The organism is Halodesulfovibrio spirochaetisodalis, from assembly GCF_001672295.1.
In the GTDB taxonomy this organism is placed as follows: domain Bacteria; phylum Desulfobacterota; class Desulfovibrionia; order Desulfovibrionales; family Desulfovibrionaceae; genus Halodesulfovibrio; species Halodesulfovibrio spirochaetisodalis.
In genome coordinates, this window is the sequence record NZ_JXMS01000036.1 from 26,421 (window position 1) to 35,157 (window position 8,737).

The 8,737-nt window shown below is 44.8% G+C and carries 11 protein-coding genes; 9 read left to right on the forward strand and 2 right to left on the reverse strand.

The features are described 5' to 3' along the window. Positions 1-19 precede the first annotated feature (19 nt). The 4 genes from SP90_RS15480 (at position 20) to SP90_RS15495 (ending at position 2,961) form a co-directional block, all read left to right on the forward strand. The gene (locus SP90_RS15480) at positions 20-835 is read left to right on the forward strand and encodes an ABC transporter ATP-binding protein (RefSeq protein WP_066858451.1); all 816 of its coding nucleotides are present in this window, start codon (positions 20-22) and stop codon (positions 833-835) included. Between the two features lie 40 nt (positions 836-875). Next, entirely contained in the window at positions 876-1,322 is a 447-nt protein-coding gene (mlaD, locus tag SP90_RS15485; protein WP_066858454.1) for an outer membrane lipid asymmetry maintenance protein MlaD, read from the forward strand. Between the two features lie 116 nt (positions 1,323-1,438). After that, entirely contained in the window at positions 1,439-2,092 is a 654-nt protein-coding gene (locus tag SP90_RS15490) for an MlaC/ttg2D family ABC transporter substrate-binding protein (RefSeq protein ID WP_066858457.1), read from the forward strand. An 11-nt stretch (positions 2,093-2,103) separates the two neighbouring features. Beyond that, positions 2,104-2,961, forward strand: a complete 858-nt coding sequence (locus tag SP90_RS15495; protein WP_066858459.1) for an MlaA family lipoprotein — start codon at positions 2,104-2,106, stop codon at positions 2,959-2,961. Between the two features lie 124 nt (positions 2,962-3,085). On the opposite strand, the gene SP90_RS15500 is transcribed toward SP90_RS15495, so the two are convergent. Beyond that, the gene (locus SP90_RS15500) at positions 3,086-3,403 is read right to left on the reverse strand and encodes a cupin domain-containing protein (protein ID WP_066858462.1); all 318 of its coding nucleotides are present in this window, start codon (positions 3,401-3,403) and stop codon (positions 3,086-3,088) included. 217 nt (positions 3,404-3,620) lie between these two features. Here SP90_RS15500 and SP90_RS15505 point away from each other — a divergent pair, with 217 nt between their 5' ends. The 5 genes from SP90_RS15505 to SP90_RS15525 all read left to right on the forward strand — a co-directional run bounded on the left by SP90_RS15505 (position 3,621) and on the right by SP90_RS15525 (position 6,978). After that, on the forward strand, positions 3,621-3,905 hold the full coding sequence (locus SP90_RS15505) for a LysO family transporter (RefSeq protein WP_066858464.1): 285 nt from the start codon (positions 3,621-3,623) through the stop codon (positions 3,903-3,905). After that, a complete protein-coding gene (locus SP90_RS15510) occupies positions 3,895-4,494 on the forward strand; it encodes a lysine exporter LysO family protein (protein WP_066858467.1) in 600 nt (199 codons plus the stop codon). The genes SP90_RS15505 and SP90_RS15510 overlap by 11 nt, the downstream gene beginning before the upstream one ends. A gap of 143 nt (positions 4,495-4,637) precedes the next feature. Continuing rightward, positions 4,638-5,378, forward strand: coding sequence for a basic amino acid ABC transporter substrate-binding protein (locus SP90_RS15515; protein WP_066858469.1), 741 nt, complete (start codon positions 4,638-4,640; stop codon positions 5,376-5,378). A gap of 84 nt (positions 5,379-5,462) precedes the next feature. After that, a complete protein-coding gene (locus tag SP90_RS15520; protein ID WP_066858472.1) occupies positions 5,463-6,251 on the forward strand; it encodes an amino acid ABC transporter permease in 789 nt (262 codons plus the stop codon). Continuing rightward, entirely contained in the window at positions 6,241-6,978 is a 738-nt protein-coding gene (locus SP90_RS15525; RefSeq protein ID WP_066858475.1) for an amino acid ABC transporter ATP-binding protein, read from the forward strand. The genes SP90_RS15520 and SP90_RS15525 overlap by 11 nt, the downstream gene beginning before the upstream one ends. 182 nt (positions 6,979-7,160) lie before the next feature. On the opposite strand, the gene SP90_RS15530 is transcribed toward SP90_RS15525, so the two are convergent. Beyond that, the gene (locus SP90_RS15530) at positions 7,161-8,510 is read right to left on the reverse strand and encodes a dihydrolipoyl dehydrogenase family protein (protein WP_066858478.1); all 1,350 of its coding nucleotides are present in this window, start codon (positions 8,508-8,510) and stop codon (positions 7,161-7,163) included. Between the last annotated feature and the right edge of the window lie 227 nt (positions 8,511-8,737).

Below are 8,737 nucleotides of genomic sequence, written 5' to 3' on the forward strand. Positions count from 1 at the left end.
CACAGGTTGGATATTGATTATGTCAACGACGACTTGGGACATTGAATTACATAACCTTTCTGGTGGGTATAATCAGACCAGAATCCTCAAAGGAATTAACGGCTCACTTCCTGCCGGGAAGATCTCCGTAATCCTTGGGGGCTCAGGATGTGGTAAATCCACCCTGTTGCGGCATATCCTCGGACTCAACCGCCCAATGGAAGGGTCTATCCGCATTGGCGGGCATGACTTTTTTACACTGGACAAATCACAGTTCAGAAAAATCCGCCGTCGTATGGGTGTACTGTTTCAAGACGGTGCGCTCCTCGGCTCTCTCACTCTCGGTGAAAATGTCGGATTACCTCTTGCAGAACATACTAAACTGCCAAAAGAAACCATCCGCAAAATAGTCTTACACAAGCTGGGCTTAGTTGGTCTTGCCGAGTATATCGACTACTACCCGAACGAACTGTCCGGCGGCATGCGAAAACGTGCGGGACTTGCCAGAGCAATTGTGATGGACCCGCAAATCTTACTTTGTGACGAGCCGACGTCCGGACTCGATCCCATTAATGCTGCAGAGATGGATCAACTCCTCCTGAGCATGAAGAAACACTTTCCTTCCATGTCTATCATCGTTGTCAGTCATGATCTGGAAAGCCTTAACCATATTGCCGACAATGTTCTTGTAATCAACAAAGGACAAGCTGCCTACTGCGGTGACCTTGAGGGATTACAAAACAGTGACGATCCATACTTGAAACAACTGCTAAGTCGACAGCCGAACAATATTGAACAACCTGCCGTCAGCCTTGGTGCCGACATACAGGCAGAACTGTCAAATTGGCTTAGATAATAGTGGAATATTCAAAATATAAAAGATAAGAGCAGTCTCCATGAAATCATACTCAAAAGAAACCGCTGTAGGCATTTTTGTATTAATCTGTCTGCTTTGTGTCGGGTACCTGACTATCCAGCTGGGTAAGATGCAACTTGGTTCTTCTAACACGTATATTGTGTATGCAAAATTTGAATCTGCAGCAGGATTACGCGCTGGCGCTGGGGTGGAAATAGCCGGTGTTCCTGTAGGTAAAGTAGCTTCTGTATCTCTTGATCAGGAGAACTACCTTGCAGAGGTCGCTCTTGCGATCCAAAAAGATGTTGAACTTGGCGACGATATTATTGCTTCTATCAAAACTAGCGGACTTATAGGTGATAAGTACATCAAACTTACACCGGGGGGATCTGCAGAAAAGTTAGAGAATGGAAGTGAAATCAGCGACACTGAATCTGCTGTAGATATCGAAGAACTCATTAGTAAGTACGTCTTTGGCGGAGTATAAGATACCAGAAACCTTGTATGTACATCACAGCCGTACGTGGTATATATACACTCGTTTTCAATAGGTTTAACTCCGCTGGCTACAGTATTACTTATCTCAATTAAGGGGGAGGTTTTATGCATAAAACCTGTAAAAAACTCTTAGTCTGTACAAATTGTGCTTTTTTACTGCTCATACTTATAGCAAATCTAGCATTTGCCGATTCTAAACATGAAGCCGAAAAAGCACTGCAGCAAGCAGTCGATGAAATATCGCAGACACTGAATACTGCGAACTTAGACAACGTTTCAGAAGACAGTGAAGTAATTGCAAAACTGGAAAAGAAAATTCTCGCTATATTCAGCATGGATCAATTCTCCATGCGTACCGTAGGTAGAAAGTGGCAGAAATTTTCTCCAGAACAAAAAACTTCATTCAAAGCTGCGTTTGTAACGCTTCTTAAAGCGACATACTTCACTCATGTAAGCGAATATAACGGTGAAAAACTGACAATCCTCGGCTCCCGTACCAACAGAAAAGGGAATAAAGTCGAAGTGCGTACCGTTGTAAATTACAAGGAAAAACAAGTACCTGTAAATTATCGCATGCTTACAGAGAACAATAACTGGATGATCTACGACGTATTGGTAGAAGGCGTCAGCCTGGTGAAAAACTATCGAACGCAGTTCAGTGAACTGCTCCGCCACGGCACTCCTGATGAACTCATTAAGAAGATTCAGGACAAAGCCGAACGCGTTCGCCAGCAGCGGGCTGTAGCCGATAAAAAGTAACTGAGGTAATAATGCGACACTGGTTTTGGCTTATTCTTGCTCTCCTCTTCTTCCCCACCCACGCAGCGCTTGCAGACGGAAAAATCCCACTGGCATTATCTGATGACACGTCGGTGACTGCTCCTGATACAATGCTTCTGAACTCCTCTTCAACATTGTTGGCTGAGAATGATACAACCTTCGATGAGGAACCAGAGTTTTTTGAAGATGATGCTGACTACTTTAAAGATGAAGAATACGAGGAAGAAAATGCAGCCTCTCTGACTTCAGATCCTTTTGAAGGCTGGAACAGAGTATGGTTTAACATCAACGATTGGATTTACATCGATGTTGGTAAACCGGCGCATGCAGCCTACCGCGTTGTCGTTCCCGAACCTGCTCGAAACGGTATCAACAACTTGATTGTTAACTGGTTCGGCATGCCCCGCAGATTTGTAAACGCCCTGCTCCAAGCCAAATTTGCGCTCGCAGGTATTGAGTTTTCCCGTTTTGTAGTAAACACTGCATTCGGTTTAGGCGGCCTCGTTGACGTAGCGAAGAACCTGAAACCGGTTGTGCCATATACCGGAGAAAAAGAAGACTTTGGACAGACACTGGCAACTTGGGGAGTTCCTGCAGGACCATATCTGGTTCTGCCATTTTTCGGAGCCTCCAACGTGCGTGACACTGTCGGCATAGTGGGTGAATCATTCCTGCCGCCTTCTCTTAATCCTGTATACCTAAACTACGCACTGTTTGGCTTTTCACAGTTTAACGTGCTGGATAAACGCATCGGGGTATATGAGGATGTTGTCGGCACTGCTGTCGAACCGTACGTCGGAATGCGAAATGCCTACGCTCAATTGCGTAAAGCACAAATCGAAAACTAGCTAACAAAAAGGCTCTGCTTACATCAAGCAGAGCCTTTTTTATTTCTTACTACATATTCAACAAACATTTCTTCCTATGCCATCTACGAGTCTTCAGGAATAAAGCTTGTTTGTTATTGCGTGGCTAGATTGGAGGCGCAATAGTAACAACAAGACTCATATCTGCAGAAGCACGTACTCCGTGCGGCACTTTAATCTCGCAGATAATAACGTCACCTGCAGTGATGGAATCCAAAGGACCATGTTCACCAAGCAGCTCACCTTCACCGCTCAGTACTACCATCACAAGCTCACCCTCCAGATTATGTGAATGCACAGGCATCTCCTGCCCTGCTTTCAAGTTAAAGTTCATCACTTTGACGTGTTCTGATTCGTGTACAAGCTGCACATGCATACGTTCTGGATTAAAACTACGACTTTCTGGAATTCTATTTTTACGCATAGGATAGCTCCTTTGATTCAGTGTATGGTTCCACCCTATCGAATTGACAGTATAAATATGTGATGAATGTCACGTCCTTCCCAAAAAAATCCATGCCTAAATAGCAACTAATCTTGGCAACCCAATAACGTTTTTGGCAATTGACAATCATTCTTTAGAAGTATACCCGCGTTTTTACATATCTCGTCAGACCGTTCTTCACATTTTAGGAGGTAATGTGCTCATTACTGTTCTTTGTATTCTCATCGGTATCCCTCTCGGGTTCATATTCCGGAACAATAAACACGTTGTCAGCAACGTTAACCGGCTCACCATGTGGGCAATCTACGTTCTGCTCTTCATGCTTGGTGTTACGACTGGATCAAACAAAACCATCGTCAGCGAACTGGGCACTATCGGTGTTCAGGCTGCATGCATCAGTGTTTTCTGCGTACTTGGTAGTGCATGCGCAGTATTTCTTCTTGATAAATTATTCCTGAAAGGAAAGCTCGATGAAAGGTAGCCTCATTATCCTGTCCTTCTTCATAGCCGGATGCCTTGTCGGTCACATGGAATCTGTCCCAAGCTGGCTTCTGAATGATGCCCTGTCCACGTATACGCTGTATGCGCTGCTCTTTCTTGTAGGCATGTCCATTGGTTTTGATTCACACTGCTGGCAAATACTCCGCCAGCTGCACCTTAAAGTCCTGCTTGTCCCGACTGCCATTGTTATCGGTACAGCAGCAGGGTCTGTGGCGGCATGGTGTCTTATTGCAGATATGCCTTTGCGCGATGTATTCGCTGTTGGTGCAGGATTCGGTTATTATTCACTATCCACTGTTATTATCACCAATATGGGTGATCCGATCCTCGGCTCTGTTGCATTACTTTCCAATATCATCCGCGAAATCCTTACACTTCTGGGAACTCCACTCCTTGTTCGCTTCTTCGGAAAGCTTGCTCCTGTTGCATCAGGTGGAGCAACGGCTATGGACACCACACTTCCAATAATCGTCAAGTTCACAAGTGAGCGCTACGGCATCATCGCAGTCTTCAGTGGGATGGTTCTAACAGTGCTGGTTCCATTTCTTGTAACCTTCATCATGACGTAGTACTTAAAAGTACTACATAAAATTACTTTTTTGTCTTTTTTCACGTAATCCAGCTGATTATCTGTTGACTTTTACGGCTCACAACGCCAGTTTATAAGCGGGACGTTTATCAAACACACAATTTTGTAAAGCAGGAGATTTCTATGCTGAAAAAAATAGCTCTCGCGCTGGTTGTTGTTGCCATGACTGCGACCTTCGCATTTGCAGAAAAAACAATTGTTATCGCGCACGATGCAACCTGGCCTCCAATGGAGTTTGTTGATGCAAACAAGAACATTGTTGGCTACTCCGTTGACTATTGTGATGCTATTGCCAAGGAAACCGGCCTTAAAGTTGAGCACAAAAGTGTTGCTTGGGACGGCATTTTCGCAGGTCTCGTTGGCAGAAAATACGATATGATTTCTTCATCTGTTTCCATTACTCCTGAGCGTCAGAAAAAATTCGACTTCTCTGACCCGTACTTTGAAGTAACTCAGGCTGTAATCCTTCCTGCAGATGCGTCAGGTAAATCTCTTGCAGACCTTAAAGGCAAAACCCTTGGCGGCCAGATGGGTACCACTGGTGTATTCATGTCCAAGCGTGCTGAAGGCGTAAACACAAAAGAATTCGATGAAATTGGTTTTGCTGTTGAAGCACTGTACACTGGTCGTATCGACGGTGTTATTTGTGATGACGCTATCGCTGCTGACTACGTATTACGTAACCCTAAGTATGCCGGTAAATTCAAACTTGCGTTTATCGTTAAGTCTGACAAACCTGAGTACTACGGTTTCGTTGTTAAAAAAGGCAACAAAGAGCTCCTTGAGACTCTCAACAAAGGTATCGCCGCAGTAAAAGCAAAAGGTATCGAAGCCGAACTCCGCAAGAAGTGGATCGGTCAATAAGAAGCCTCTATACCACCAATAAGGGACTGGTACTTATAGAGCACCAGTCCTTTCTTTTTACTGCAACTAACAGCGATACACATTATGAGCGTAGAAAAAAAAGAAGTACGTATTGCCGTAACCGACGGCATGCTTATCCCGTCCGGTAAAGACAAAAGCGTTGTAACAGCTTGGAGTATCTCGCTTATTTTTGCGATTTGTTCCATCGTATACCTTTGTGTCAATAAGCCGGATCCGTACCTTGATATTATTAAATTCCTGCCTGATGGAATTCTGGTTACTTTTAAAGTTACAGTCAGTGCAATTCTGCTCACTATTCCTATCGGCCTTGCAACCGGCATGGGGCGACTGTCTGAAAACAAAGTAATCAATCTTATTGCTTCAACATATGTTGAGATTATTCGCGGTATTCCTCTTCTGGTTCAACTGTTTTTCATCTATTATGCCATCGGTGAATTCATCCAGCTACCGGACTTAACTGCAGCCATTATTGCGATGTCTGTATGTTACGGTGCGTACATGGGTGAAGTATTCCGAGCCGGTATTGACGCAGTTGACTCCGGACAGACAGAAGCAGCGCGCTCCCTCGGTTTTAATAAAACAGAAACCATGTTCATGGTTATTCTGCCGCAGGCTTGGAGAACCATTCTTCCACCTGTAGGTAACGAGTTTATTGCGCTGCTCAAAGACTCTTCTCTGGTCTCTATTCTTGCGGTTTCTGAACTGCTGCGCAGAGGCAGAGAGTACGCGTCCGTGACATTTAACTATTTCGAATGCTACCTCATGGTAGCTCTCATCTACCTTGTGATTACCCTGCTTCTTTCTAAAGCGGTAAGCATCATGGAAAACAAACTGAATTACTATGACGACTAACCCAATCATCCAAGTAGAAAACGTCTACAAGTTTTTTGGACAGCTCACAGCGCTTAATGATGTAAGCCTGAATATCACTTCAGGTGAAAAAGTCGTTATCCTCGGGCCATCTGGTTCTGGTAAGTCAACATTGTTACGTTCTATCAACCGTCTTGAAAAAATAGACAAAGGGCACATCATTGTAGACGGTCAGGATATTACTGCACCGGAATGCAACATCAACACTGTTCGTCAAGAATTGGGTATGGTGTTCCAGAGCTTTAACCTGTTCCCGCATAAAACTGTGCTGGGTAACCTTATTATGGCTCCGATGCGCCTGAAGAAAATGTCCAAAGAAGAAGCAGAATCCATTGCGCTTGATCTCCTTAAAAAAGTCGGAATCTCCGACAAAGCGCATGTGTACCCTGCCAAACTTTCCGGCGGACAGCAGCAACGTGTTGCCATTGCGCGCGCTCTTGCCATGAACCCGAAGATCATGCTCTTTGATGAGCCTACTTCAGCACTTGATCCTGAAATGATCGGTGAAGTTCTAGACGTTATGACCAGCCTTGCCAAAGAAGGCATGACAATGGTCTGCGTAACACATGAAATGGGCTTTGCCCGTGAAGTAGCAGACAGACTTGTATTTATGGATCACGGTGAAATCATCGAACAGGGTACGCCTGAAGAATTCTTCACTAACCCTAAGCACCCAAGACTCAAGCAGTTCCTTGAGCAAATTCTTTAATAAAGTGCTGCTCGCAATGCACTGCTGAGACCATCCGTGCCTGTCATGGTTAGCTAAACCTGAAAACAGAACATTGAATACAAAAAAGCCAAGCTCGCAGATACGCTTAGTATCCATTGAGCTTGGCTTTTTTCGTCATCACACAAGGAACCGACAGATGACGACTCTGATTTTGCTCATTCTTATTTGAACATATACCGTATGGTATAGCCGAAAGACGGATACGCCCAGAGCCACTTATTTAATTCATCCACAGTTGTTTTTGTTCGCATGGCAAATGCGAAAATATTGATTATTTCTTCTGAATTATGTCCGTTCACCGTGGCTCCGAGTATTTTGTTATCCTCAGATACAAGCACCTTGTATGCCGGATACAACTCACCTATCCTACGGTATTCCGACCATCCCGCTGCACTTCCCTCAAGGACTTTGCACAGCACATTTTGCGCTAGTGCTTCTTCCTCACGTAACCCCACAGTGCTTAATGGCGGATGTGTAAAGAGTGTGTACGGCACAACTGAGTAATCCGGTGTTTCTTCATTCCCGTTCAAAATATTATGCGCAACAATCATACCTTCCATCGAAGCAACCGGCGTCAATTCCATACTGTTACCAACCACATCTCCTGCTGCGTACACTCGAGAGTTTGAGGTACTTTGCATAAATTCATTTACGCTGATTCCCCCTTTTTGATTCAACTCAAGCTCGCCCTGTTCAGGATTAAGATCTTCAACATGGGCAATGCGGCCAGCAGCAGCAACAACGCAATCTGCTCTAAATTCTATATTGTCTTCTCCTGCACAGAGAACAAGGTCGTTATGATCGCGTGTAAGCGAATTTGGTGGCAGCATCGTATGAAAGCGTACCCCCATATCCCTGCTGGCTTCGATCATACACTCAACCATTGCTGGATCAAAACGTCGCAAAAACCTGTCACTTCGGAGCACTACATCCACCTGCGCACCGGCAATCGCCGCCACATGGGAAAGTTCAAACGCGATAAACCCACCTCCGATAAAAACAATACGGGAAGGCAGCTCTTTCATTTCAAAAAACTGATCCGTTGAGGTTAACAACTCATGTCCGGGAAAACTCAGTGGGCGTGGCTTTGCACCGGCTGCAATAACAATATGATCTGGCTCATAGTGTATTCCGTTTATAAATACGGTATCAGGGGCAAGAAACTGTGCTTTACCATGTACGCCTGTAATCCCACTTTTTGCATAGAATTCTTCCACGAGCTGTGGAATCGGATCACGCATGGCAGCCATTGCGGTCATCATCTTGTTCCAGTCAATAGAAAGGCAGCCGCGCAATCCCCGCTCTGTCATATGCATCCGTCGCAACGCAACATTCGTAACATCAAATAAAAACTTTTTGGGCTCACACCCCCGCAAAGGACATGTTCCCCCGAACGGCTGGTAGTCTGCGACTACAACTTGTTTTCCTGCTGCTGCACAGGTTCTGGCAACTGCCCCTCCAGCCGGGCCTGAACCTATAATAAGAACATCCGGTCGTTGCACATTGGCCATGGGTTCCTCCTCTCGGTGTTACAATAGGCTACCGCTATTCTACCAGCACCCACAGCTTGATCCAACTATATACACTCCTTGCATGCCTGCTGCCTTTCCTTTACCGCCGGACAGTTACCTGAAGCTGCTGTTAGTCTATAAAAACAAAATAAATGAAACTCTAAATCAATCCTGTATAACGAAATATAATCCTCTTACTTTTTGAGGTGTTACTCAGGAATTTTAAT

Bases quoted from the DNA above. Each gene is read 5' to 3' on its own strand.
- SP90_RS15480 (WP_066858451.1), top strand. From the start codon at position 20: ATGTCAACGACGACTTGGGACATTGAATTACATAACCTTTCTGGTGGG.
- mlaD (WP_066858454.1), top strand. From the start codon at position 876: ATGAAATCATACTCAAAAGAAACCGCTGTAGGCATTTTTGTATTAATC.
- SP90_RS15490 (WP_066858457.1), top strand. From the start codon at position 1,439: ATGCATAAAACCTGTAAAAAACTCTTAGTCTGTACAAATTGTGCTTTT.
- SP90_RS15495 (WP_066858459.1), top strand. From the start codon at position 2,104: ATGCGACACTGGTTTTGGCTTATTCTTGCTCTCCTCTTCTTCCCCACC.
- SP90_RS15500 (WP_066858462.1), bottom strand. From the start codon at position 3,403: ATGCGTAAAAATAGAATTCCAGAAAGTCGTAGTTTTAATCCAGAACGT.
- SP90_RS15510 (WP_066858467.1), top strand. From the start codon at position 3,895: ATGAAAGGTAGCCTCATTATCCTGTCCTTCTTCATAGCCGGATGCCTT.
- SP90_RS15515 (WP_066858469.1), top strand. From the start codon at position 4,638: ATGCTGAAAAAAATAGCTCTCGCGCTGGTTGTTGTTGCCATGACTGCG.
- SP90_RS15520 (WP_066858472.1), top strand. From the start codon at position 5,463: ATGAGCGTAGAAAAAAAAGAAGTACGTATTGCCGTAACCGACGGCATG.
- SP90_RS15525 (WP_066858475.1), top strand. From the start codon at position 6,241: ATGACGACTAACCCAATCATCCAAGTAGAAAACGTCTACAAGTTTTTT.
- SP90_RS15530 (WP_066858478.1), bottom strand. From the start codon at position 8,510: ATGGCCAATGTGCAACGACCGGATGTTCTTATTATAGGTTCAGGCCCG.